Origin of the sequence: Streptomyces sp. NPDC091387, assembly GCF_044756945.1 — a bacterium.
Classification (GTDB): Bacteria; Actinomycetota; Actinomycetes; order Streptomycetales; family Streptomycetaceae; genus Streptomyces.
Map to the genome: position 1 here is coordinate 123,296 of NZ_JBIVTZ010000014.1, position 23,660 is coordinate 146,955.

Below are 23,660 nucleotides of genomic sequence, written 5' to 3' on the forward strand. Positions count from 1 at the left end.
AACCCGACCAGCGACCGCCTGGAGCGCGCGTGAACATCTACATGTCAGGACGAGGGGCCTTCGCGGTGCAGGTCGCGGACGCCCTGCTGGACGAGGGACACAAGATCGCCGGCGCGGCGGCCCCCCGGGTGCGCAAGGGGCGGTCCGACGAGGGCAACGCGTTGTCCTGGGACCGTCTGCGCTCCTGGGCGTACGCCAGGGACATCCCGTGGACGGACTCCGCCGAGCTGCGCGCGATGCATGTCCCGGACGGGGTGGATGTCATCGTCGCCGCGCACTCGCACGCCTTCCTCGGCCGCCGGACGCGCGCCAGGGCCGGCGTCGCCACCATCGGGTACCACCCCAGCCTGCTGCCGCTGCACCGCGGCCGGGACGCGATCCGGTGGACGGTCCGCGACGGTGACAAGGTCACCGGCGGGAGCGTCTACCACCTCACCGAGCGCACCGACGCCGGCCCGCTCGCCGCCCAGGAGCACCTGTTCGTGCCCCCGGGCTCGACCGCGCAGAGCCTGTGGCGCGAGCATCTGGCCCCGCTCGGGGTGCGGTTGCTGCTGCGGGTGGTGTCCGATCTCGCCGAGGGGCGGCGGATCGAGGTCCCGCAGGACGAGACGGTGGCGACCTGGGAGCCCGCGATGGGCGCGCCCCCGCTGTTCAAGCCCGAACTCATCGCGCTGCCGGGCACGACGTCCGTCGACGGCAGCAAGTGGGCGCTCCACTCGCGGTGAGGGACGGTCACCGCGTCGGGCGGCTGTCCGGCGAGGCGTCGGTGAGCAGTCGGACCACGACGGCCGCCAGCCAGCAGAGCCCGGAGCCGGCCCCGAGGGTGAACAGCAGGACCGCGGCGGCGGAGGCCATGAATCCGGCGAGGACGACGACCGGGGCGATACGGGAGACCAGGGCCCAGCCGCGGTGGCCGCGGGCCGCCAGCGGACGGGCCAGGACGAGGAACGCGACGCACAGCGCGAGGTAGCCGATTCCCCCGGCGGCCATGTGTCCGGCGCCGTGCGCGCTCATCGTGCCCACGTCGGGGGAGCCGACGGGGAAGCCGCCTCCGGGATCGGCCTGAAAGGCCGCGGCGGCCAGGAACGAGGCGCCGAACACGGCGATCAGGACCGGCCCCCAGGTCCCGCCCGGCTCCGGTCTCAGCACGCGGCGCAGGCCGGCCGCCCCGAGGAGCAGCAGGGTGCCGGTGAGCAGGAAGCTCACGGTCTGGATCCAGCCCAGGTCACCGAGGGCGAGCTGGCTGATCGCGTTGCGGGTGAAGTCGAAGCCCTCCCGCGTGAAACCCTGGACGAGGCCGGCGCCGAGGAACAGCGGGCCCGCGAGGACCGCGCCGGCCGAAAGCCGTCGGCCCACCGAAGGGGAGACGGGCGGCGAACTGGCTTCGGTGCGGCGGGCGTTGAGCGTCTGCGTCATGACGGGCCTTCCTCGTCCGAGTGTTGTCGCAGGTATGACCGGCGACGCACGGCGAAGTCATCGACCCGGATGATGTGACCTGGATCACAGGCTGCGGGGAGGCCGGGCACCCTTCCTCAGGATGGTTCCGGGCGCGGAGCCGTCTTCGTCAGAGGGCTCTTCCGGATCGCGGTGATCTTCCACTTCCCGCCCTGCTTGGCCAGGCTCACGGTCCGGTGCTGGGTGTACGGGGTGTTCAGGGCGAAGCCGCCCTTCTTCAGGTAGCCCGGGGTGGCGGCCGTGAACTCCATGACCGTGTCCATCTCCGCCTTGGCCGTCGCCCGGTCCTCGTAGAGCGTGGAGCGGTACCAGGCGGTCTTCACCTGGTGGGTGGTCAGCCGGTTGGTGCGGTAGAGGACCGCCAGCTGCCGGTCGTAGCCCTGGGCCTTGAGCGCCCGGATGAACTCCGGTGAGTAGAAGCCGAATTCGCCTTCGGCTCCGCCGACGCCGTCCGTGAGGGCCCGGTGGTCGCGGTTGTCGGTGGCCGCCGAGTGCAGGGCGACGGTCCTGCGGACGGCGGTGACGTCCGGGTCGTCGTCCGGCAGCGACCTGATGGTGTCGCCCCGGTCGTCGATGAGCGCCCAGAGGGAGCGGCCCGCCGGGCCCGTGGGCGGGCCCCCCTGCGGGGTGGGGGAGGCCGGGGCGGCGGCGCCGACGGGGGCGGGCGCGGGCGCCGGGGCGGAATCGCAGCCGCTCAGCACGAGGACCAGGGCGGCGGCGAGGGCGGCCGGAGCGGCACGGAGAACGGCGGGGGCGGGGGGTGCGGGCTGGCGCATCGGGGTGGCTCCAGGAGGGAGGCGGGCGCGCCCCTCTGCGGGGGCGCGCCCGGGGGTCAGGCGGTGGTCAGAGGGCGGGTTCGCGCGTCCACTGGCTGGTCCAGTACGTCGCGGGCACGGAGCCGTACTGGACGGATCCGGTGGCGCCCTCCGTGTGCATGTACTGGCCGGTCTGACGGTTCTTGAAGCGGATGCGGCCGTCGGCGTTCTCCTCGGTCCACTGGCCGCTCCACCAGGTGGACGGGAACGTCCCGTACTGGACGGTGCCGGTGGCGCCCTCCGTGTTCAGGTACTCCCCGGTGGCCCGGTTCTTGTAGCGGTAGTGGCCGTCGGTGCTCTCCCGGGTCCACTGCGAGGTCAGGTCGGTGGCCGGCACGTCGCCGTACTGGAGTCGGCCGGTGCTGTCCTTGATGTGCATGTACTGGCCGGTCTGGCGGTTCTTGTAGCGGTCGTACGTCTGCGGGTAGCCGCCGTCCTTCTTCCAGACCCGCAGGTAGTCGACGTTCCACGACTTGGGCCAGACGTCGTTGTGCCGGCCGGAGCCCGCGTCGGTGTACAGGCCGAGGATCATGCCCATGGGCATGTTGGGCGCGTCGTTGATCGTCTTGAAGAGCTGGTTGTCGTAGTAGAACTTCAGCTCGGTCGGCGTCCACTCCATGCCGTAGACGTGGTATTCCTCCGTCGGCTTCCCGCTGGGCACCGGGTCCTCGGAGGAGTTCCAGGAGCCGAGGAAGTCGGGGTCTCCCCAGCCGTAGGCGGCGATGCGCCAGGTTTCGGGCTTGCTGAAGAACGTCTCGATGAAGTCGATCTCGGAGTTGGCCGCGGCGCTGGAGGTGTCGTCGGTGCCGACCAGCCAGAGCGCCTGATGGCCTCCGCCGCCGACGTTCGAGAACTTCGCCCGGGTCTCGAAGTAGCCGTACCGGGTGGAGTATCCGTCGAACTTCGGCTCGTGGTGGTCGTTCGGCATGTCGTAGTTGAAGCGGTGCCACCAGTCCTGGTTGAAGGTCTGGATGCTGGAGATCTTCACCGTGCCGTCGTACTGGGGGTTCCAGGCCGGGGTGTCCGGGTCCAGGCGCTCGGTGAGCACGCCGTCGGCGACGGTGTAGCGCGCCTTGGCGTTCTCCCGCTGCGGGGTCCAGTGGGGCAGGTAGTACGGCAGCCACTTGTCCTCGTCGAGCGAGGTGCCGTCGAACTCCTCCTGGAAGTCCATGGTGTAGCCCGGCTTCGCGACCGGACTGGGAGGGAAGTCGGCGGCTCGGGCGCTCTGTCCGCTCAGCGCGGAACCCATGAGGCAGAGAGCGGTGGCCAGCGCGCCGGTGAGCAGGGTCCGCAGGGGACGACGTCTCACAGTTGCTCCTTAGGGAGGGCTCTTACGTAGCTCTTTCGTAGGTAACTTTCCTTCGAAAGTGTGCCCGCAATGTGCCGGTGAGCCCCAAGCCCTGTCAATGCCTCGCGCAAGGCCCGGGGTCAGGGATGACTCCGGGTCAGGAGTGGAGGACCCGGTCGACGGTCACCCGCATACCGGCGCGCACCAGATCGCGCGCCGCCTCCACCCCGCCGACGCTCACCACGTCGTCCACCAGGGCCGTCAGGGCGAGCGGGGGCGCCTCGTAACAGATCTCCGCCAGCCGGCTCCGGATCGGATCGAGCACCACGGCACCGGACTTGGCCAGGCCGCCGCCCAGCACGATCAGCCGGGGGTCGACGGCCAGCACCATCGCGCCGATGCCGTTCGCCAGGGTGCGGGCGTAGGCGTCGACCGCGGCCCGCGCCTCCGGGTCGCCGTGCGCCGCGCGGGCGAAGGCGAGCGCCCCCGCCTCCTCCTCGCTGTCGCGCGACGAGCCCGACGCGGCGAAGAGCTTCGCCGGGGCGTCCTGCCAGCCCAGCTCGGGGTGGCGCCCGATCTCGCCCGCCGCCCCGGTCCGCCCGGTGAACGGGAGCCCGTCGACCAGCACGCCCACGCCGAGCCGGCTGCCCATCTGCACGTAGAGGATGTCGGGGGTGCCCTGGGCCGCACCGATCCGGTGCTCGGCGAGCGCGGCCAGGTTGGTGTCCTTGGCCGTCACCGCCGGACAGCCCAGCCGGTCTCCCAGCTCACGGGTGAGCTCGACACCCGTCCAGCCGGGGATGGCGACGCTCAGCCGTACGGTTCCGGCGCTGTCGACGATGCCCGGCGTACCGGCGCCCACGGCCCACAACGGGGTTTCCGGCGTGGGGAGTTGCTCCCGGACGAGCGCCACCGCCGCGTCGAGGCGGCGTTCCGGGGTGTCCTCCGCGAGCAGCGGCGCGTGCGCCGTCACGGCCGATTCCCCGGCGAGGTCCGTCACCCGCGCCCAGACGCCGTCCACGTCGAAGCGGAGGCCGGCGAGGCGGCCCGCGCTCCGGTCGAAGGCGTAGCGCTGGGCGGGCCGCCCCCCGGTGCGGACCGTGTCCTGCCCGTCCGGCTTGAGCAGCCCGGCCTCCAGCAGGGCCGTCGCGATGCCGCGCACGGTCGGCCGGGAGAGCCCGGTCACCCGCGAGAGCGCGTTGATCGTCAACGGGACACCGTCGTACAGGAGATGCAGCACCCGGCTGGTGTTCAGATGCCGGAGAGAGCTCTGGTCGCCGCCGGGCGGGACCTCTGCGTCGCTCATCGAATCCCCTCGCCGGTCCCCGCGTGCCGGGACGGACTCCATGTGACTTGAGTCACTTCGATAGAAAACTTTCTTACTAAACCTCGGATACACGGCTAGTGTCCCGACTCGTCATCCTGCCACATGGCGCCTGCGCCTTTCCCGAAAGCGATCAACCCGATGAAGCTCAGAACAATGCTGGCCGGGACCGTGTTCGTGGTGCTCTCCGCGACCTCCTGCGCGCCGGGCGCCGGCAGCGACGCTCCCGCCGAGTCCACCGGCCCCGTCAAGACCGGCGTGCCCAAGGAGAACGTGACCCTGAGGCTGGTCTCCACCCCGGAATCGGGTGCGGCCGTCAAGACGATCATCGAGGCGTTCGAGGCCAAGCACCCCAACGTGCAGGTCAAATACCAGGACACCAACTACGACGACTACAACAAGAGCCTCAACCTCTCGCTCTCCTCCGACCAGTCGCCGGACATCGCACTGCTGAACTCCGTGGGCACCACCGTCAAGGACAGGCTCGTCCGCGACCTCTCGCCCTACGCGAAGGCGTACGGCTGGAACACGACGTACGCCAGCACCCAGCTCAACCAGTGGCGGGTGGCCGCCGACGGCTCCACCCTCGGCAAGGGCAACCTCTACGCGGCTCCCGCAGGGTTCTCGCTCGTCGGCGTCTACTACAACAAGGCGAAGGCCGCGGAGCTCGGCATCTCCAAGCCGCCGGCCACGATCGAGGAGTTCGAGGCCGCGCTCGCCAAGGCCAAGAAGGCAGGTGAGTTGCCGCTCCAGCTGGGCAACGCCGAGGGCCACGCCTCCTTCCCGATCCAGCTCGCCGGCCAGTCCGCGGACGGCGCGGAGACCGCCGCGAAGTGGACCTTCGGGCAGAAGGGCACCACCTTCGACACCGCGGGCAACCGCGCCGCCGTCACCAAGGTCGGCGAGTGGGCGAAGAAGGGCTACCTCCCCAAGAGCGCCAACGGCACCGACCTGCAGACCGCGACCGACAAGTTCTCCAAGGGCGAGGGCCTGTTCTTTGTCGACGGGAACTGGGACGCCGCGAAGATCGGCGCGAAGCTGGGCAAGGACGCCGGGTTCTTCACCTTCCCCGGTGAGCACGCCACCGCCATCGGCACGTCCGTCGCGTACGCCGTCTCCACCCGCTCCGAGCACCCCGACGCGGCCGCGGCCTTCCTGGACTTCCTGCACTCCCCCGAGGCGTCCGCCGCCCAGTTCAAGGCCGGCTTCATGCCCGCGGACATCAAGGCGGCCAAGCCCGAGAAGGACACGGTGATGACCGACATCGTCGCCGCCTGGGCCGAGGTCAACGCCGAGAACGGCCTCGTGGGCTTCAACAACAACGCCACCGCCACCATGAACGACAAGCTCACCGCCGGCACCCAGGAACTCCTCGCCGGCAAGACCGACACCACCGGCTTCATCAAGGCCGTCCAGGACGAGTGGGCCGCCACCCATGGCTGATGTACTCGTCGGCGGCGGGCGGGTGGCCGAGGACGCCACCCGCCCGGTGCGCGCGGCGAGGCCGGCCGCCCACCGCGCGAGGCGACACCGTCTCGTCCCGCTCCTGTACGTCCTGCCCGCCTTCCTCTTCTACGGCGCCTTCGTCATCGCACCCTGGGTGCACAGCGTGTGGCTCTCGTTCTGGAACTGGAACGGCGTCGGCGTCGCCACCTGGGCGGGCCTCGACAACTACACGGCGGTCTTCGACGAGCCCGCCCTGCGCAGCGCCCTGCTCCACGCCTTCGTCTTCATCCTCTTCTACACCGTGATCCCGGTGAGCCTGGGGCTCGTGCTGGCCGCGCTGGTGGCCTCCGTGCCCTGGCGGGCGATGCCGCTGATCCGTACCGTCATCTTCCTTCCCCAGGTCCTCCCCCTCGTCGCCGTCGGCGTCGTCTGGAAGTGGATCTACAGCGAGGACGGCCCGCTCAACCAGCTCATGCGCGCCGTCGGCCTCGGCGACTTCACCCGGGCCTGGCTCGGGGACTTCTCCTGGGCGCTGCCGACCGTGGGCCTCATCGGCACCTGGGTCTCCACCGGCCTGTGCTTCCTGCTGCTGCTCTCCGGCATCGGCAAGATCGACCCGTCGCTCTACGAGGCGGCCTCCCTCGACGGCGCCGGCCGGCTGCGCCAGTTCTGGCACATCACGGTGCCGGGTCTGCGCAAGGAGATCGGCGTCGCCTGCACCGTCACGGTCATCGCCGCCCTCGCGGGCTTCGACGTCGTGTACGTCATGACGGGCGGCGGACCCGGCTACTCGACCATGGTCCCCGGTGTCCAGGTCTACCAACTCGTCTTCACCGCAGGCCGCGTGGGCACCGCCTGCGCGCTCGCCACCGTGCTGTCCGTACTCACCTGCGCGGTCATGTACGTCCTGAACAGGCTCACCCGGGAGCGATGAAATGTCCAAGCACCTGCCCCGGCTCGTCCTGATCCTGGCCGCCGCGTCGGTTCTCTTCCCCTTCCTCGCGCTCTTCAGCGCCGCCCTCCAGCCCCAGTCCGAGCTGTCACCGGGGCTCGCATGGCCGTCCGATCCCCAGTGGGGGAACTTCGCCACCGCCTGGACCACCGCGGGCTTCGGCTCGCTGCTGAAGTCCAGCGCCGTGATCGCGCTCGGAGTCGTACCGATCGCGCTGATCCTCGCGACGCTCGCCGGATACGGCCTGGCGTCCATGCGGCTGCGCGTCAAGGGCCCCCTGTTCGCGGTCCTGATGCTGGGCATGGCGCTGCCGTACGAGGCGATCGTCATCCCGCTCTACTACGACCTGCGGTCCGTCGGCCTGCTGAACAGCTACTGGGCGGTGATCCTGCCGCTCATCGGTCTGTTCATGCCCTTCGGCGTCTACTGGATGCGCACCCACTTCGAGTCCCTGCCGCAGGAGCTCACCGAGGCCGCGGCGGTCGACGGCGCGGGCAGCTGGCGGACGCTGACCAAGGTGCTGCTGCCGACGGCGGGACCGGCGCTCACCACGCTCGGCCTGCTGTATTTCATGTGGTCCTGGAACCAGTTCCTGCTCGCGCTGGTCCTGATCCAGAATCCGGCGATGCGCACCGCGCCCTCGGGACTCGGCAAGTTCGTCCAGCAGTTCGGCCAGAACATCCCGCTGCTGTCCGCCGGCACGATCATCGTGATCACGCCGATCGTCCTGCTCTACCTCTTCTTCCAGCGCCACTTCATCAAGGGCATCCTCCAGGGTGCCGTCAAGTAATGAGGACTTTTCCGTGACCGTCACTCTGGCGATCGTCGGCGCCGGGGCCCGGGGGGCCTCGTACGCGCGCATCGCAGTCTCCGAGGGCCTGGCGACCGTCACCGCCGTCGCCGACCCCGACCCCGTCCGACGGCAGTCCCTCGCCGCGGAGTTCGGCCTCCCGGAGGCCAACGTCTTCGAGGACTGGGCCGCGCTCGCCGCCCGTCCCAGGCTCGCCGACGCCGCGGTCGTCGCCACCCCCGACCGGATGCACGCCGATCCGGCCGTGGCACTGGCCGACCTCGGCTACGCCCTCCTGCTCGAGAAGCCGATGGCACCGTCGGAGGCGGACGCGCGCCGGATCGTCGAGGCGTCCGTGCGCAACGACATCCTGCTCGGCGTCTGCCACGTGCTGCGCTACACCGCGTACTCGGTGCAGCTGAAGCAGCTGATCACCGAGGGCCGGATCGGTGACATCGTCAGCATCGAGCATCTGGAGCCGGTCGGCTGGTGGCACCAGGCCCACTCCTACGTACGCGGCCAGTGGGCGGTCGAGGCACAGTCGTCCCCCATGCTGCTGGCCAAGTCGAGCCACGACATCGACTGGCTGGGCCACCTCGTCGGCCGTCCCGTCGAACGGGTCTCCTCCTTCGGCGGCCTGCACCACTTCCGGCCCGAGAACAAGCCCGAGGGCGCGGGTGACCGCTGTGTCAGCTGCCCCGTCGAGCGCACCTGTGTGTACTCCGCGGTCCGTATCTACGAGCGGTTCCTCGGGGACCCGGTGTACGAGCAGTGGCCGCTCGGCGTGCTCACCGACGACGTCACCCCGGCCGGACTGCACACCGCACTCGCGGAGGGGCCCTACGGCACCTGCGTCTACGCGGGGCACAACGACGTGGTGGACCACCAGGTCGTGAACCTGGAGTACGAGGGCGGGGTCACCGCCTCGTTCACCATGACCGCCTTCACGGCCCTCGACTTCCGCAAGACGCGGGTCTTCGGCACCCACGGCTCGATCGAGGGCGACGGGCGCAGGATCACGCTGCACGACTTCCTCACCGACACCCAGGAGACCTTCGACCTGGACCCGGACGGCGGGGCGTCCGCCGCCGACGGGCACGGCGGCGCCGACACCGAGCTCCTGCGGGCCTTCGTCGCGGCGGTCGCCGGCGGGGACCGTTCGCTGGTGGGTTCGGGGCCGTACGAGACCCTGGAGTCCCACCTGGTCGTCTGGGCCGCGGAACGCGCCCGGCGGGACCGGACGGTCGTGCGGATGGATCCGGCCGCGACCCGGTCCTGACCCGCCCGGCCCGTGGCGCGGACCCCGGTACGCCCCGCAGGCGTACCGGGGTCCGCGCCACTTCTGCCGGCCGACCGTCTCCGGGAGCGGGGTGCAGAAGATGGTCGCGCCGACGTTGGCGAGGCCCTCCTTCACGCCGTAGGTCGGGGGACCGCTGAACAGCGGCAGGAAGGCGTACTGCCGCAGCGCCTTCCGCTCGACCTCGTTGACCGCCGCGGACTGCTTGTCGAGGTCGGCGATCTCCGTGGTGGCACCGATCTCCTTGTCCCGGGGTGCCGTCACGACCTCGCCACAGCGTTGACTGTGCGTCACCTCGACGCAACACCGGGCGACATGACCGTCGCGTGACGTGCCCGGCCCGCCGTCACCAGGTCACCGGCAGCGACTGCGGGGCCCTGGTGGTCTGCCCGGTCCGCCAGCGGGGCGGACCGGCGGCGCGGAGGCCGGGCAGGCGGCGGGTCAGGGCGGTCAGGGCCTCCTGGAGCTGGACGCGGGCGAGCTGCGCGCCGACGCAGAAGTGGACGCCGTGGCCGAAGGCCAGGTGGCCGGCGGCGGACCGGGTGAGGTCGAGCACGCCGGGATCGGGATAGACGTCCTCGTCGTGGTTGGCGGACGCCATGAGCGCGATGACCGACTCCCCCTCCCCGACGGTCACGTCCCCCAGCCGGACGCGCTCGGTGGCCACCCGCACATTGGCGCCCATGGCGGCCTGGGCGTACCGCAGGAGCTCCTCGACGGCGCCCGGGACCCGGTGGCCCTCGCGGCACAACACCGCGTACCGCTGCGGCTGTTCGAGCAGCAGGTGGACGATCCCGGCCAGCCGGTTCGCCGTGGTGCCGTAGCCGCCCGTGAACAGCACGAGGCAGAACGAGACGAGCTCGCCCTCGCTCAGCCGGTCACCGTCGTCGCGCGCCGCGATGAGCGTGCTGAGCATGTCGTCGGCGGGATGGGCCCGCTTGGCGGCGACGAGCCGGGTGAGGTAACCGGTCATCTCCGCTACCGCGGCACTCACTTCGGCGTTCTTCGCGGTGGTGCTGCGCAGGACGCCGTCCCAGGCGTCGAGCAGGTCGGCGTCCACGCGCGGGGTGCCGAGCAGATCGCAGATGACGGTGAGGGGAAGGGGCCGGCAGAAGTGGGGGACGAGGTCGGCACCCGGCCCCTCCCCGGTCCCCGCCGCCTCCGTCATCCTCGTCAGCAGCTCGTCCGCCAGGCGCGCGATGTCCCGGCGCATCGCCTCCGCCCTGGGGACGGTCAGCGCGGGCGCGACGAGCCTGCGGAGCCGGGAGTGGTCGGGCGGATCGGTGGCCAGGATCGAGTCGGGCAGGGCCGTCGTCCGGCCTCCCGGCCCCTTCCCCCGGGTCGCACGGCCGCGGCTGAACCGGGGGTCGGCCAGCACCCGGCGCACGTCGGCGTGGCGGGTGACGAGCCACGCGGTGCCGCCGCCGGGCGTCCGTACCCGGACGACGGGTTCGTCCCGGCGCAGCTCGGCCAGCTCCGGCAGCGGGCCGAGCCCGTCCGCGTGGCCGAGCGGGAACGACCGCAGCGGCTCGGCCGGCGGATCGGGCCGTTCCTCCGCACCGGGCTGCCGTAGTCGACCGTGCTGGCTCATGCGGTCCTCCGTCGGAGGTCTCGGGGGGGTGCGGGGGCGTCGTACTCAGCGGGATTCGTACACGGACACGTGGTAGGTGCTGTCCCGGGTGAAGGGGGCGCCCGCCCAGCTCCCCCAGCGCTCCTTGAGCCGCAGCCCCGCCTGGCGGGCCATCAGGTCCAGTTCCCCCGTTCCCGCGTACCGGAACTCGACGCGCATCCGCCGGGTCCGGTCGTTCTCGTGGATGACGTAGTGCGAGCTGTAGCGCTGGACCGACGGGTCGATCCGCCGGTAGCACAGGACCAGGTGGTCGCTCCCCTCGGAGACGACCTGGGAGCCGGTCGCCGCCACCGCGAGGGCCTCGGGCACGTGCGAGTCGAAGACGAAGACGCCGCCGGGCGCGAGGTGCTGCGCCACCCGGGCGAAACAGCGTGCCTGGTCGGCCTGTTCGCGGAGTTCGAAGAACGTGCCGGCCGCGAGGTAGACGAGGGAGAAGACGTCCCCGTCCGGCACCGGCACCCGGGAGAAGTCGCCGATGGTGACGGGCAGGTCCACGCCGCCGGGCTTGGCACGGAGGCGGCCGACCATGGCCTCCGACGCGTCGATGCCGTGCACGTCGAGGCCACGGGCCCGCAAGGGCAGCGCTATGCGGCCGGTGCCGATGCCGAGTTCGAGCACCGCGCCCTCGCCGGCCAGCGCTTCGAGGGCGTCCACGGTCGCGCCGCTCACGCCGGGCTTGCCGAACCAGCGGTCGTAGTCGTCCGCGAACTCAACTGCGTAGTGCGGGCGTCGGTTCTGGTTGATGGGCTCTGACGTCATACGGGTGCGGCTCCTAACCGAACGGGTGGGGGCGCCCGGGGCCGCTGCCCGTGGGCAGCGGGAGGGCGCCGGGGGCGATGACGCGTACGACGTGCACGCCCGCGTCGCGGGCGGGCCGGGAAGTGGTGTCGACGAGGACCACGTCCTGGCCGGTGTGCTCGGCGAGGATGCGGAGGGGGTCGCTCGGATCGGCCGGCGCGGAACGGGTGCGGGCTCCCGGCGGATCCGCCTCCGGCGCACGGGCCGGTCCCCACAGGCCCAGGCTGTCCTGCCGGTGGTACGCCCACAGCGCGTGCTGCACGGCCGTCCCGGGCGGGGTCGTGCCGTGCCACTGGTCCCAGGCCCGCCGGGCGGTCTCTGTGCCCATGCTCCAGCGCACCATGAGCGCCTCGTACGCGGCCTTCTCGACCAGCGCCGGGAGCGTGTCCGGCGGCCCGCACCGGGCGCCGAAGGCCTGTCCCGTGCCGTCGGGCCGGTGCAGGCACGCCACCACGCAGGCGGCGCCGGCCGGTGCGGGCAGCGCGAGCGCGGTGACGACCAGCCCCCGCGCCTCCGTGAGCGCGCCCAGCGCTCCGCCCAGCTCCCCCGGCAGCCGGTACGGGGGCCACGCGGCCGGCCCGTACCAGCTGCGGCGCACCAGATCGCGTTCCAGTACCTCCCACGCCGCGTGCCGCGCGGCGGCCTCGCGGTCCGGGTGGGAGGCGACGCCGGTGGACCCGGCCGACGGTGTGGCGCCGCAGCCGGGCGGGGGCCGGTGCCGGAGGTACGCGGACCCGGCCGGTACCCGGATTCCGGCGCCCCGCACCGTACGGCCGCGCACCCACAACCGGCGCTCCCGCGGCAGCTCGTGGGGCTCCAGGGCGGGCACGCCCTCGCGGCGCAGCTCGCTCCAGGTGGCGACGGTCCCGGCGGCGGCCTCGGCCTCCCGGCCCGCCACGATGTTCCCCATCCGTTCGAGGAGTTCGCCGCGCGCACCCCGGACGACCTGGTCCCTGTCGTGTCCGGTGGCGCTGCCGACGATCACCCGGGCCCCGGCGGCGGAAGTCGCCCCCTCGAACGCGGCGGACCGGGCGGCCACCCGTGCCATCAGGACGCCGGGGTGGTCGGGGTAGGGCACGAAGACCTGGGGCGTCCACGCGCTCACGCGGGTCCCCCGGGGGCGGATTCCTCGGGTACGGGCCCGCCGTGGCGGGCGGGCTCACCGATCACCGCCGCGCACTCCGCCAGCACGGTCCGGCCGTGCGGGGTGAGGCTGTCCGTGTGGGCGGCCAGGGTCCGGACGGCCTGCCGGGCGCCGTCCAGCAGCTTCGCGTACCGGGCCCCGACCGCCGCCGGACCGGGGTCCGGGAACGGTTCCCCGGCCAGTGCGCGGTAGAGCAGCACGCTGCGCGCGAGGACGACGGTCTGCTGGAAGAGGCCGGTCAGGGGGCGTGGGTCGGCCCGCAGTGGGGTGGCGACCAGCACCGGTCCGCCCTGATCCGTCCCGCCCCGGCCCGCCCCGTCCGGCAGCAGGAAGGGTTCGGCCACCGCCGCCGCGTTGCACCGCGTGTGCGCCCCCTCGTGGACCAGCGCCTCGGCGCACCGCACGACGCCGGGCAACCCGCCCGAACCGTCCCGCAGACGACTTCTGTTGATGAGCACCGCGCCATGGACGGCGAAGTCCGTGAAGCCGTCGATCGCCGCGCCTCCCAGGAGCACGACCTCGACCACCGTCTCCCGCAACTCGGCGGCGCTCTGCGGCCAGACCCGCTCCAGCAGGCCCAACGCCGCCTCCAGCACGTCCCGTTCGGCCGTCTCCCACTCGACGACGTCCGCCGTCACCGCCGGCGCGTCCGCGCCCCGCGCCGGAACCGACCGCAACGCACGCGCCACACTGCGGCTCACGTGTCCCTGCGGCGCGGCCGCCCCGCAGACGGGGGCGGGCGGCACCCGGTCGAGCCGCTCCGAGAACGACCGGAGCCGGTCCGGGCCGAGCGGGCCGGACCGCAGGGCGCGCTGCACCAGATGAACGGTCTCGACGGTCGCCGGATGGTGCAGGGCTTCCTGCGGCACCCGCAGATCCGCCCGGTCGAGCACCGTACGCATCCGCTCCCGCAGCAGTGTCCGGTCCGCTACCGCGCCTCGGGCGCTCGGCTCCACCCGCATGCGGCCCTCTCCTCTCTCGCCACTCCTCCTGGGCCGGTCACGCCGTGACGCACCCCGCGCCGACGACACCGTGCGGCGGGCCGGAGCCCGCCGCACGGCGCGCGCAGTGGTGCCGACTCCCCCGACGTCCTAGTCGGGGAGGTCCACCATCAGTGCGAACTCGGGAAGCTCCTCTTCCGTGACCTCTTCGATGTGCTGGGTCTCCTCGTTCATGACGGACTCCCTTCACCACACCGGTCCCACCGCTCTCGGAAGGAATCCACCCGGCAGGGCTCATCGTTGAGGGACGGGCCCGCCGTTGCCAATGGTGATCAGACGGAAACGATGCGTAGCGGACAAGGTGCCCCGGGCCGGAATCCGGCTTGCGGCGGAACGCCGCCGCGGTGCCGCCGCCCGCCGCACCGCCGGTATACGCGCGTGCGGCCGGGTACGGGGCCCGCACTCAGGCCCCGGCGCACTCCGCAACCCCGCGATCGCGCCGATTCCGGCGGCGGCGCGGCACGACAGGTTGTCCAGAACCCGGAGCGGCCCGTGGTAATCAGGTGGCCCGTGGTGGCCGAGCGGCCTGTGGTGGTCAGGGGCCGGGCGCCACGATCGCCTGCCCGCCCGCCTCCCCCGCCGCGACGGCCCGGTCCTCCGCCTCGTACGCGAAGGCCGTCCGCCCCCAGCGCGCGGCCAGCTTGGGGAACACCTCGCGCCACTCCCGTCCCCGCACTTCGTCCACCAGCCGGGCCACGGTCTCGGGCAGCGAGCCGGCGTAGTCGTGGACGGGCCGGTAGCCGAGTTCGCGCTCGGCCCTGCTCACATCCATGACGAAGGAGTGCGCCAGGGACCACGGCGTCCGCCCGAGCCCCGGCGCTCCCGGCCCCCGGATCAGGTACTGCTCGCTCTCGCACCCGAGGACCGCGTCCACGGCGGCGGCCATCTCCCGTACGGTCGGCGGCCGCGGGTCACCGGCGTTGAGCACCCGGCGGCCGGGGCGCAGGCCGGCCCGCAGGATCAGCTCGGCGAGGTTGCGGGTGCCCGTGGGGTGGCAGATGCCCGCCCCCTCGTACGCCAGCAGCCGGACCGGACGCCGGTCGAGGGCGCGCTTGACGAAGTACCACTCCCGCGGGGCGGCGGAGCCCGGTCCGTGCACCATCCCGGCCCGCAACAGCGTCACCGGGAACGGCGCCCGCTCCCACAGCCTCCGCTCCAGCGCCGCCTTGCCACCGGCGTACGTCGTGTCGTCCGGTACGACGGTGGGCTGCGCCTCGGTCACCGGAACGGGATACCGGGTACCGCCCGCGTCCCGGTCACCCCGGTAGACCATGAACGTGGAGACGACCACGGCGGAGCCCACCTGGTCTCCCAGCCGCACCAGTTGATCCGCGTGTCGCGTGTCGTACGCGACGCAGTCGACGAGCAGGTCGCATCCCTTCCCCACCACCCGCCGCACGGCCCCGTCGTCGTTCCGGTCCGCAGGCAGGGCCCGTACCCCCCACTCCCGGGGCCACGTCCCTCCCCCGCCCCGGCTGACGGCCCGCACGTCCCACCCCGCGGCCACCAGCCGCTCGACCGCCGCGGTCCCGATCTGCCCGGTGGCCCCCAGCACCACCGCGGTCCTCGCCGTTCCCATCCCCATCCCCCGCCCCTCTCCGTGGCTACGGGGCCGGTTCAGTACAGGCCCTTGTAGGCGCTCCAGCCACGCGTGCCGATCATCACCGCACCGGCGAGGGTGCCGGCCGCGGTGCCGCTGTGGCGGTACAGCTTGCCCTTGGCGTCCCGGGCCACGATGTCGGTGCGGCCGTCACCGGTGATGTCGCCCAGGCCGACCACCGTCGTACAGGACTTGCCCCAGCCGGAGGCGATCCGCACACGGGAGGTGACGGCACCGGCGGCCTTGCCGTCATGGCGCCACAGGCCACCGGACGGTCGGACGCCGAGGAGACGCCGGAGTTCGACGAGGCGACGAGGCGACGACGGTGACGCTCTTGCCGCCGGTCGACGGCTGGGCCAGGACCGCTGCTGCCGTCGTCGCGCGCCAGGACATCGGTGCCCGTCCCACGGTTCGACCCGGGAACCGTGCCCGCCGGCACGGGGGTGGAGCTGCCGTCCGCGTAACGCGTCCAGACCAGGCCCGTCCGGCCCTCCAGCTGGTGGAAGACCCGCTCGGCCCCGGCCCCGTCGGTCCCCGACCGCGTGTCGGCGGAGAACAGCGACGCCGACTCGTGGCTGCCGCGCGTGGCAGCCGGCACCACGGTCTCCCGCGGCGTGTCCGCCACCGAGGCCGACGGCAGCAGCGGACCTGCCCCCACCGACAGACCCATCGCCAGGTGTTCCCCCGGGGTTCGGCAGACCTGTCTCGCACCGCGGGGGCGACGGCATCTCCCGGCGGTCGCGGCCCTCGCGCGAGACCTTGACCACATCCGGCCCGGAACGGGGATGCCGCGGCCGCGCACCGGTGTTGGCGACCGGTGGACGCCCCGAGCCTACGTAGAGGACATCAAGTGACAGACGTGACCGCCGGCCGTGCAACGGACACCCTCGCGCGCCCCTTCTCGGTGCGCGGGCTCACCTCGCGCAACCGGATCGCCATGGCCCCGATGACCCGGCAGTTCTCCCCGGGCGGCGTCCCGGGCCAGGACGTGGCGGACTACTACGAGCGGCGGGCCGCCGGCGGTGTGGGGCTGATCATCACCGAGGGCACCTATGTCGATCACGCGTCCGCGGGCACCAGCGACCGGGTCCCCCGGTTCCACGGCGAGGACGCGCTCGCGGGCTGGGCGAATGTCGCGGAGTCCGTGCACCGGGCGGGCGGCGCGATCATTCCGCAGCTGTGGCACGTGGGTGTCACGCGCACCGAGGGGGCGCCGCCGGTGGCGGACGCGGAGCCGGTCGGGCCCTCCGGCGTGTCCCTGGCGGGTGAGCCCAAGGGCCGCGCCATGACGCAGCAGGACCTCGACGACGTCATCGCCGCGTTCGCCGACGCCGCGGCCGCCGCCGAGCGCCTCGGCTTCGACGGTGTCGAACTGCACGGTGCGCACGGCTACTTGATCGACCAGTTCCTGTGGTCCGGCAGCAACCGCCGCACCGACGCCTACGGCGGCGGCATCGTCGCGCGGACCCGGTTCGCGGCGGAGATCGTGGCGGCCTGCCGCGCGGCCGTGTCGGACGCCTTCCCCCTCTTCTTCCGTATGTCCCAGTGGAAGATGGACGCCTACGAGGCGAAGCTCGCGCAGACGCCGGAGGAGCTGGCCACCCTGCTCACGCCGCTGGCCGAGGCCGGCGTCGACGTCTTCCACGCGTCCACCCGCCGCTACTGGCTGCCCGAGTTCGACGGCTCCGACCTGAACCTCGCCGGCTGGGTGCGGAAGATCAGCGGCAGGCCCACGGTCACCGTCGGCTCTGTCGGCCTGGACGGTGACTTCTTCAGCGCCTTCCAGGGCAACAGCTCCGAGGTCACCGGCATCGACCGGCTGCTGGACCGGATGGAGCGCGACGAGTTCGACATGGTCGCCGTCGGCCGCGCGCTGATCGCCGACCCCGAGTGGGCCGCGAAGACCATCGAAGGGCGCACCGGTGACATCACGCCGTTCGGCGCGGAGATGCTGAACACCCTGCGCTGACCCGACGCCGGTCCGCCCCTTGTCCGGCCCGCTCCGGACGGGAGGCCCTAGGGTTGCCGGGTGGGTGTCAGCGGGGAAGTGCGAGCGGGTGCGGGTGACGTCGGCGATCGGCTGGGGGGCGGCCGGGAGGAGGAACCGGCCGCCCCGCCCTGGTGGCGGCGGCAGCGCGTGCCGCTCGTCGCCGTTGCCGTGGTCGTCCCGCTGTACGTCGTGTGGGCGCTCGTCCTGGCCACCGGCGGCGGCGACCTGGCCGCGCAGCTCGCCTGGTCGGGATTCACCGCACGCCACCCGGGTTCGGCGTACAACCTCTCCTGGTACGGCGGGATCCACACCGCCGGCTACAGCGTCTTCTCCTCCTACCTGATGGCCTTCCTCGGTGTCCGGACGGTCTCCGTGGCCGCCGGGATCGCCGGCTCGTGGCTCATCGCCGTGCTGTTCGTACGCACCGGGATGCGCCTGCCGCTCGCCCCCGCGGTACTCGCCTCGCTCGCCCTGTGGTGCAACGTCGCGTCGGGCCGCACGACGTTCGCGCTCGGCGTCGCGATCGGGCTCGTCGCCTGCCTGTACGCCCACCGCGCCGTGGTCGCCGTCGTGGCCGGGGCGCTGGCGGCGATGGCCAGTCCGGTCGCGGGGCTGTTCCTCGTGGTGGCGGGGGCGGCGTACCTCCTCGACCGGCAGTGGCGAAAGGGCGTCGTCCTGATCGTCCCGTTCTTCGTCGTCGTGGGAACCGTCGCGCTGCTCTTCCCCGGCGGCGGCGAGCAGCCCATGCACAGCGGCCGGCTGTGGATGCCGCTCATCGTCTGCGCCGCGCTGGCCGTCGCGGCGCCGCCGGGGCGCGCATGGCGCGTACCGCGATACGGCGCCGTGGTGTACGCCGTCGGCGTCGTCCTCGTCTTCCTCGTCGCCTCCCCGATCGGCACGAACGTCGAGCGGCTCCTCGGTCTCGTCGCGGTCCCCGTGCTCCTCGCGGCGCTCCTGACGCTCCTCCGGGAGAGGCACTGGACGCGCATCGCCGTGATCGCCGTGGCCCTCGGGCTGTCCGCCAACTGGCTGGCCGACAAGACCCTGGACGATCTGAGGGTCTCCGACCACACGCCGTCCTGGGCGGCCCGCACGGACGGCGTCGTCGGCGAACTGCGCCGCCTGAACGCCGATCTCACCCGGGTGGAGGTCGTCCCCGCCCGCAACCACCGGGAGGCGACCGTCCTGGCCCGCCACGTGAACATGGCACGCGGCTGGAACCGCCAACTCGACGTGGAGCGGGGGCGGCTGTTCTACGACGGGACGCTGTCCCCGGCCACCTACCGTGCCTGGCTCGACCGTTGGGCCGTCGGGTACGTCGTGCTGCACCACGGGAAGCCCGACGGTCCCGCGGAGGCGGAGGCGGCCCTGGTGCGGAGCGGGCTGCCCTGGCTGCGGAAGGTGTGGCGGGACGACGGCTGGACCGTCTACCGGGTGCGTGACGCGGTGCCCCTGGTGCCGGCGCCGGCCTCGGTCGTGAGCGGCAGCGAGGCCGATCTGGTGGTCCGGGTGCCGGAGGCGGGCTCGGTGACCGTACGGCTCGCGTACTCGCCGTGGCTGCGCGCACGCGCGGTCGGCGGGCGCGGTGCCGGTGGCTGCCTGCGGCAGGACGGCGACTGGACCAGGCTCACCGTACCGAGGGGCGGTACCTACCGGCTGGACTCGGCGTACGGGCTGTCGCGCGACGCCGCCGACTGCTGAGCCGGGCCGGCCCTCAGGCGGGCTCCGAGGGCCCGGCGGGCTCCGCGGGCTCGTGGGTGATCAGGTCGCCCGGCTGGCAGCCGAGGACGTCGCAGATCCTCGACAGCGTCGAGAAGCGGACGGCCTTGGCCCGTCCGTTCTTGAGCACGGACAGGTTCACGACGGTGATGCCCACCCGCGCGGACAGTTCGGTGAGCGTCATTCCGCGCTCGGCCAGGAGCCGGTCGAGGTGGATGCGGATCGAGTGGAGCTCCTCCTCGGGCATCAGATGGTCCCCTCCAGGTCCTCTCGCATACGCGCGCCCTCCCGCATGATCTTCCCCAGGATCACACCCGCGAGGCCGGCGAGCACGAGCACCATCGGTCCGGTGACCGTCGGCCCGGAGCCCACGCCCGGCGCCATGCTCCCGACGAGCCAGGACCGCGACCACCCGACGACGAGCCCGGCCAGCGGCGTGCCCACGGTGACGAACCAGCCCAGGGCGGTGAGCCGCCGGGCCACCGCCTCGGTGAACGGGCCCTGCCGCAGCACGGACGTCAGCAGCCGGGAGAACAGCAGCAGCGCGAGGGCGCCGAACAGCAGCCAGGGCAGTTCGCCGCCCAGGTCGGCCGCGCGCTGGCCCACGGAGGGGCTGTCCTGGCAGAGCCGCGTGAGGCTGCCCGACGCCTCCACACCCTTCGCGACCGGCAGCCCGTCCGACGCCAGCCGGGCATTGGCCCAGAAGCCCGTCTCCACGCAGACCGCCCCGTCGTCGAGCATGCGCGTGACGCCCGTACCGAGGAAGGCGAGTCCGCTCAGGACGGCCAGACCGAAGGTCACCGTGGACAGGGCGCTCATGAGTCGCGTGTTCATCGCATCTCTTTCCATCGATTATCGATATGCTCACCTTAGAGCAGCATATCGATAATCGACAAGTGCCTGGTCGTCGGAGAACCCGGCGGGACTCCACGGGAGCGGCCTGACGCCGGTGCGGCAGACCGCCGTTCATCGCGACGACCACCGCACGCGTGCGGTCGCTGACGTCGGGCTTGGCGAAGATCCGCAGCAGGTGGGTCTTCACCGTGGCCTCGCCGGTGAACAGCCGTCGGCCGATCTCCCCGTTGGACAGCCCGTCGGCGACCGCGTTCAGCACCTCCGCCTCGCGGGCGGTCAGCGTGACGGGCACGGGCCGGCGCATCCTGGCCACCAGCCGACGATCGCCTTCCACGGGTGCCGCGCACCCAGCGGGCCATCCGTACGGGTCGTGTTCTCATGCGGTGAACGCTGGTCCGCGGGGCCCCGCGCCCGGCAGCCCCGGCCGGTGGAACCGGGTGTCCACCGACCGGTGGACACCGGCCCGGGGGCCTGCCCCCGTACGCCGTCGGAGCCGGGCGTCGAGCCGGGCCTTCGCCTCGTCCGACGGGGGCGGTCCCCCGCCGTTCACCGCCCCTTGCGCAGAGCCGCCGTCGCGGCCCGGATCGCGGGCAGTTGGGCGTACAGCGCCTCGCCCGGACAGTTGGTCTGGTACACGTCGCGGTGGCCCGATATGACGGGCAGCACGGCGGCCGCGCCCTTGGGGAACCTGCTCGCGTCGTTCGTCGAGACCAGCCGCACCGTGCCGCGCGGATCGGCGCCCGGCATCAGCTTCCACGCGGCCACCCTCGCGAGCGCCCGCACCAGGACCGGCGGCACCGTGGCCCCGCTTCCGTAGTTGCCCAGCACCGCTATGCCCACGCTGTCGGCGTTGAAGCCCGTGGTGTGCGCGCCGCGGACCGAACGCCGGACGCCGCCCGCCCGGCCCTCGTAGATCGTCCCGCACCGGTCGACCAGGAAGTTGTAGCCGATGTCGTCCCAGCCGTTGCCCTCGATGTGGGACTCCTCCACCGCCCGCAGCATCCGGGGCACGTCCGCGCAGTCGTAGTCGTTGGACTCGCCGGTGTGGTGGATGAAGACCGCCCGCACCGGGCCCGTGTAGACCGCCGGCTCCCTGACCAGGTGCTCGTCCGCCCGCCAGACCGCCCGGCTGACGATCGCCGGCTGCGCCGCCCCGCGCGGCACCGGGCGCGGCCGCTCGTGGGCGGCCGTCACGGGCAGCGCGAGCCGCACCGGGGAGTCCCGCGGCACCAGCAGGGCGAGCGGGAGGACCGCGGCGCCCAGCACGACTCGACGGGGCCACATGGGACCACCCTGCGGCCTCCCCGCCGGGCCCGCAGATGCGGTGGCCGATCGGGTGAACGGCCGGGAGTCAGCCCCTGTACCGGCCCAGGAGCAGCTTCCACGGGGCGATCGCGGACTCGATCTGCACCCGCAGACCGAGCTTCGACTCACCGCTGACCCGCTCCTCGAACCGGATCGGGACCTCGACGATCCGCAGCCCGCGCCGGACCGCGCGGTGGTTCATCTCCACCTGGAACGAGTACCCGTTGCTGTGCACAGAGGGGACGTCGATCGCGTTCAGCGCAGCGGCCCGCCACGCCTTGAACCCGGCGGTGGCGTCCTTCACCCCCAGCCGCAGAATCGCGTTGACGTAGAAATTGGCCCAGGCGGACAGCGCCTTGCGGTGCCGGGGCCACTCCGTCGCGAGCGAGCCGCCCTCCACATAGCGCGAGCCGATCACCACCGCGGCGTCCTCCGCGAACAGCGTGTCGACCATGACCGGCACCCTGGACACCGGATGGGAGAGGTCCGCGTCCATCTGGACCACCACGTCCGCGCCCTCGGCGAGCGCCCGCGTCATCCCCGCCACATAGGCCCGGCCGATCCCGTCCTTCGCCGTCCGGTGCAGCACCCCCACGACGCCCCCGGTCTCCTCGGCGAGCCGGTCGGCCACCTCGCCCGTGCCGTCCGGGGAGTTGTCGTCGACCACGAGAACGCGCAGACCGGGCAGGCCCAGGTCCGTCAGCAGGCCGACGAGGACCGGCAGGTTCGTCCGCTCGTCATAGGTGGGTACGACCACCACGATCCTCGGAGGCGTCTTCTCCACGGCCATTCCCTCGTGTCGGTCCTCGTGACACCGCGATCCGCGCGGACGGCCGCGCGAGCCTAACACCGGGGATCCCCGGGCCCCGGGAGCCGCATCGGGCCCGGCACGCCCCCGTACGGACCACGCGATAATCTGGAGGAAGCGGGGGCCGGTGACGGCCACCGCGCGGCGGTGGGGCCCGCCGTACCCGAACCGCGGCCGCGAGCGCGCCGCCAACGGTCCCTACTTGGCGACGAGCGCGCTCGCGTCCGGCGGGCGCCCCGGCAGGTAGGAGACGTGTGCCCACCAAGCCCCTGAACCCCCAGGTCCCGGTCGTCGCGGTGATCGCGCTCGGCGGCGCGGCCGGCGCGTCCGCGCGCTACGGGGCGTCGCTGCTGTGGCCCACGGCGCGTGACGGGTTCCCGTGGACGACCCTCGTGGTGAACGTCGTCGGCTGCGCCGTGATCGGCGTGTTCATGGTGGTGATCAGCGAGGTGTGGGCGGCCCACCGGCTGGTGCGGCCGTTCTTCGGCACCGGGGTGCTGGGCGGGTTCACCACCTTCTCCACCTACGCCGTGGACATCGAGCGCCTCGTCGACGCGGACCGGGCCCGCAGCGGTCTGGCCTATCTGGGACTGACACTGCTCGCGGCCCTCGCGGCGGTGTGGAGCGCGGTGTGGCTGACACGCCGCGCGCTGGCGTGGAGGCAGTCATGACGACATCGAGGACCGAGCGCGCCCTGCGGCTGACCGTCCTGGTCGGGGAGACCGACGGCTGGCACCACCGGCCCGTCTACACCGAGATCGTGCACCGGGCGCACGCGGCGGGACTGGCGGGCGCCAGCGTGTTCCGCGGGATCGAGGGCTTCGGCGCCTCGTCGATGATCCACACCCAGCGGCTGCTCTCGCTGAGCGAGGACCTGCCGGTGGCGGTGGTGATCGTGGACACCGAGGAGAAGGTGCGCGCGTTCCTGCCGCTGATCGAGGAGCTGACCGGCGACAGCCCGGTCGTCCTGGACGCCTGCGAGCTGGTGCGGCGGGGAGAGCCGCAGGAGCCCCGGTGAACTGGCTGCTGGTGATCGTCGGCGCCGCGGTCGGCGCCCCCCTGCGGTACCTGACCGACCGGGCGGTGCAGTCCCGGCACGACACCGTCTTCCCCTGGGGAACGTTCACGGTGAACGTCACGGGCTGCCTGGTGCTGGGGCTGCTGACCGGCGCGGTGACGGCCGGCGCCGCCTCCTCGCACGTACAGCTGCTGCTGGGCACCGGGCTCTGCGGGGCGCTGACCACGTACTCGACCTTCAGCTACGAGACGCTGCGGCTGGCCGAGGACGGCGCACGGTTCTACGCGGCGGCCAACGTGGTCGCGAGCGTGGTGGCGGGGCTGGGCGCGGTGTTCGTCGGCGTCACGCTCGCCGAGGCGCTCCGGGGCTGACCGCCGCGGGACACACGACGCACCGGGGCCCGGCTCCCCTGAGGGGAAGCCGGG

At 72.8% G+C, this 23,660-nt stretch carries 24 protein-coding genes and 1 pseudogene; 10 read left to right on the forward strand and 15 right to left on the reverse strand.

What is annotated here, in order from left to right; translation table 11 throughout:
* Positions 1-29: 29 nt before the first annotated feature.
* Complete coding sequence (locus ACIQM0_RS27755) at positions 30-725, forward strand: formyltransferase family protein (protein WP_401291575.1); 696 nt, start codon at positions 30-32, stop codon at positions 723-725.
* A gap of 7 nt (positions 726-732) precedes the next feature.
* Here ACIQM0_RS27755 and ACIQM0_RS27760 read toward each other — a convergent pair whose 3' ends face one another.
* From ACIQM0_RS27760 to ACIQM0_RS27775, 4 genes are all read right to left on the reverse strand, one after another.
* On the reverse strand, positions 733-1,416 hold the full coding sequence (locus ACIQM0_RS27760; protein ID WP_401291578.1) for a DUF998 domain-containing protein: 684 nt from the start codon (positions 1,414-1,416) through the stop codon (positions 733-735).
* 116 nt (positions 1,417-1,532) lie between these two features.
* Positions 1,533-2,231 (reverse strand): hypothetical protein, encoded by a 699-nt coding sequence (locus ACIQM0_RS27765; RefSeq protein WP_401291580.1) that lies wholly within the window; start codon positions 2,229-2,231, stop codon positions 1,533-1,535.
* A 67-nt stretch (positions 2,232-2,298) separates the two neighbouring features.
* Entirely contained in the window at positions 2,299-3,579 is a 1,281-nt protein-coding gene (locus tag ACIQM0_RS27770; RefSeq protein ID WP_401291583.1) for a family 16 glycosylhydrolase, read from the reverse strand.
* Positions 3,580-3,715: 136 nt separating this feature from the next.
* Positions 3,716-4,864: an ROK family protein gene (locus tag ACIQM0_RS27775; protein WP_401291586.1), complete on the reverse strand. Its 1,149-nt coding sequence runs from the start codon at positions 4,862-4,864 to the stop codon at positions 3,716-3,718.
* Positions 4,865-5,023: 159 nt separating this feature from the next.
* Here ACIQM0_RS27775 and ACIQM0_RS27780 point away from each other — a divergent pair, with 159 nt between their 5' ends.
* Genes ACIQM0_RS27780 through ACIQM0_RS27795 form a run of 4 tightly spaced genes read left to right on the forward strand, consistent with a single transcriptional unit; the run spans position 5,024 to position 9,349 of the window.
* Positions 5,024-6,325 (forward strand): ABC transporter substrate-binding protein, encoded by a 1,302-nt coding sequence (locus ACIQM0_RS27780; RefSeq protein WP_401291589.1) that lies wholly within the window; start codon positions 5,024-5,026, stop codon positions 6,323-6,325.
* Entirely contained in the window at positions 6,318-7,262 is a 945-nt protein-coding gene (locus ACIQM0_RS27785) for a carbohydrate ABC transporter permease (RefSeq protein WP_401291592.1), read from the forward strand. Before ACIQM0_RS27780 ends, ACIQM0_RS27785 begins: the two co-directional genes overlap by 8 nt.
* 1 nt (position 7,263) lies before the next feature.
* Positions 7,264-8,070 carry a carbohydrate ABC transporter permease gene (locus tag ACIQM0_RS27790; protein WP_363021189.1) on the forward strand — a complete coding sequence of 269 codons (807 nt, stop codon included), beginning with the start codon at positions 7,264-7,266 and terminating at the stop codon, positions 8,068-8,070.
* 13 nt (positions 8,071-8,083) lie between these two features.
* Positions 8,084-9,349, forward strand: coding sequence for a Gfo/Idh/MocA family protein (locus tag ACIQM0_RS27795; RefSeq protein WP_401291595.1), 1,266 nt, complete (start codon positions 8,084-8,086; stop codon positions 9,347-9,349).
* A 364-nt stretch (positions 9,350-9,713) separates the two neighbouring features.
* Here ACIQM0_RS27795 and ACIQM0_RS27800 read toward each other — a convergent pair whose 3' ends face one another.
* From ACIQM0_RS27800 to ACIQM0_RS27825, 6 genes are all read right to left on the reverse strand, one after another.
* Positions 9,714-10,958: a cytochrome P450 gene (locus ACIQM0_RS27800; RefSeq protein WP_401291598.1), complete on the reverse strand. Its 1,245-nt coding sequence runs from the start codon at positions 10,956-10,958 to the stop codon at positions 9,714-9,716.
* A gap of 45 nt (positions 10,959-11,003) precedes the next feature.
* On the reverse strand, positions 11,004-11,756 hold the full coding sequence (locus ACIQM0_RS27805) for a class I SAM-dependent DNA methyltransferase (protein ID WP_401291600.1): 753 nt from the start codon (positions 11,754-11,756) through the stop codon (positions 11,004-11,006).
* Between the two features lie 13 nt (positions 11,757-11,769).
* The gene (locus tag ACIQM0_RS27810) at positions 11,770-12,900 is read right to left on the reverse strand and encodes a YcaO-like family protein (RefSeq protein ID WP_401291603.1); all 1,131 of its coding nucleotides are present in this window, start codon (positions 12,898-12,900) and stop codon (positions 11,770-11,772) included.
* A complete protein-coding gene (locus ACIQM0_RS27815; RefSeq protein WP_401291605.1) occupies positions 12,897-13,901 on the reverse strand; it encodes an aKG-HExxH-type peptide beta-hydroxylase in 1,005 nt (334 codons plus the stop codon). The genes ACIQM0_RS27810 and ACIQM0_RS27815 overlap by 4 nt, the downstream gene beginning before the upstream one ends.
* A gap of 574 nt (positions 13,902-14,475) precedes the next feature.
* Positions 14,476-15,525, reverse strand: coding sequence for an NAD-dependent epimerase/dehydratase family protein (locus ACIQM0_RS27820; protein WP_401291608.1), 1,050 nt, complete (start codon positions 15,523-15,525; stop codon positions 14,476-14,478).
* 32 nt (positions 15,526-15,557) lie between these two features.
* Complete coding sequence (locus ACIQM0_RS27825) at positions 15,558-15,758, reverse strand: FG-GAP repeat domain-containing protein (RefSeq protein WP_401291611.1); 201 nt, start codon at positions 15,756-15,758, stop codon at positions 15,558-15,560.
* A gap of 632 nt (positions 15,759-16,390) precedes the next feature.
* On the opposite strand from ACIQM0_RS27825, the gene ACIQM0_RS27830 reads away from it, so the two are divergent.
* Positions 16,391-17,509, forward strand: a complete 1,119-nt coding sequence (locus tag ACIQM0_RS27830; protein ID WP_401291614.1) for an NADH:flavin oxidoreductase — start codon at positions 16,391-16,393, stop codon at positions 17,507-17,509.
* Between the two features lie 168 nt (positions 17,510-17,677).
* Positions 17,678-19,231, forward strand: coding sequence for a hypothetical protein (locus ACIQM0_RS27835; RefSeq protein ID WP_401291855.1), 1,554 nt, complete (start codon positions 17,678-17,680; stop codon positions 19,229-19,231).
* Between the two features lie 13 nt (positions 19,232-19,244).
* On the opposite strand, the gene ACIQM0_RS27840 is transcribed toward ACIQM0_RS27835, so the two are convergent.
* The 5 genes and pseudogenes from ACIQM0_RS27840 to ACIQM0_RS27860 form a co-directional block, all read right to left on the reverse strand.
* Positions 19,245-19,496, reverse strand: coding sequence for a helix-turn-helix transcriptional regulator (locus tag ACIQM0_RS27840; RefSeq protein WP_363021175.1), 252 nt, complete (start codon positions 19,494-19,496; stop codon positions 19,245-19,247).
* Positions 19,496-20,083: a DUF2975 domain-containing protein gene (locus ACIQM0_RS27845; RefSeq protein ID WP_401291617.1), complete on the reverse strand. Its 588-nt coding sequence runs from the start codon at positions 20,081-20,083 to the stop codon at positions 19,496-19,498. Before ACIQM0_RS27845 ends, ACIQM0_RS27840 begins: the two co-directional genes overlap by 1 nt.
* Positions 20,084-20,195: 112 nt before the next feature.
* Positions 20,196-20,426, reverse strand: a pseudogene (locus tag ACIQM0_RS27850) (response regulator transcription factor); the annotation flags it as partial.
* A 224-nt stretch (positions 20,427-20,650) separates the two neighbouring features.
* On the reverse strand, positions 20,651-21,388 hold the full coding sequence (locus ACIQM0_RS27855; RefSeq protein ID WP_401291620.1) for a peptidoglycan recognition protein: 738 nt from the start codon (positions 21,386-21,388) through the stop codon (positions 20,651-20,653).
* 67 nt (positions 21,389-21,455) lie between these two features.
* Entirely contained in the window at positions 21,456-22,199 is a 744-nt protein-coding gene (locus ACIQM0_RS27860; protein WP_401291622.1) for a polyprenol monophosphomannose synthase, read from the reverse strand.
* A 272-nt stretch (positions 22,200-22,471) separates the two neighbouring features.
* Here ACIQM0_RS27860 and crcB (ACIQM0_RS27865) point away from each other — a divergent pair, with 272 nt between their 5' ends.
* The 3 genes from crcB (ACIQM0_RS27865) to crcB (ACIQM0_RS27875) are packed head-to-tail and all read left to right on the forward strand — an operon-like array spanning position 22,472 to position 23,606.
* Entirely contained in the window at positions 22,472-22,888 is a 417-nt protein-coding gene (gene crcB / locus ACIQM0_RS27865; RefSeq protein ID WP_401291625.1) for a fluoride efflux transporter CrcB, read from the forward strand.
* Positions 22,885-23,235 (forward strand): DUF190 domain-containing protein, encoded by a 351-nt coding sequence (locus ACIQM0_RS27870; RefSeq protein WP_385030028.1) that lies wholly within the window; start codon positions 22,885-22,887, stop codon positions 23,233-23,235. Before crcB (ACIQM0_RS27865) ends, ACIQM0_RS27870 begins: the two co-directional genes overlap by 4 nt.
* Complete coding sequence (gene crcB / locus ACIQM0_RS27875; RefSeq protein ID WP_401291628.1) at positions 23,232-23,606, forward strand: fluoride efflux transporter CrcB; 375 nt, start codon at positions 23,232-23,234, stop codon at positions 23,604-23,606. The genes ACIQM0_RS27870 and crcB (ACIQM0_RS27875) overlap by 4 nt, the downstream gene beginning before the upstream one ends.
* Positions 23,607-23,660: the final 54 nt, after the last annotated feature.